The sequence below is a fragment of the Sabulibacter ruber genome (genome assembly GCF_017355955.1).
Taxonomy (GTDB): domain Bacteria; phylum Bacteroidota; class Bacteroidia; order Cytophagales; family Hymenobacteraceae; genus Nibribacter; species Nibribacter ruber_A.
Window position 1 is genome coordinate 1 of sequence record NZ_JAFFID010000076.1, and the last position, 308, is coordinate 308.

Annotated in this window: 1 protein-coding gene; it reads left to right on the plus strand. The window is 67.5% G+C overall.

What is annotated here, in order from left to right; genetic code table 11:
- On the plus strand, positions 1-308 hold a 308-nt coding region (locus JT719_RS24515), incomplete at both ends, for a 5'/3'-nucleotidase SurE (protein ID WP_278251902.1).

A 308-nucleotide genomic window follows, 5' to 3' on the forward strand; every position in this document is an offset into this window, starting at 1 on the left:
GCGACGACGTTTGGGTGGTCGCCCCGGACACCGAACAGTCGGCGGCGAGCCATTCGCTGACGATCCACCGTCCCTTGCGGCTGCGCCAGCACGAGGAGAAGCGCTTCACGGTGGACGGAACGCCCACCGACTGCGTGCTGCTGGCCATCAACCACGTGATGAAGGACGCGCGGCCGACGCTGGTGCTGTCCGGTGTCAACCAGGGCTCCAACATCGGCGAGGACGTGACCTATTCGGGCACCATCGCCGCGGCCATGGAGGCGACGCTTCTGGGCGTTCCCGCCATCGCGCTGAGCCAGCACTACGAG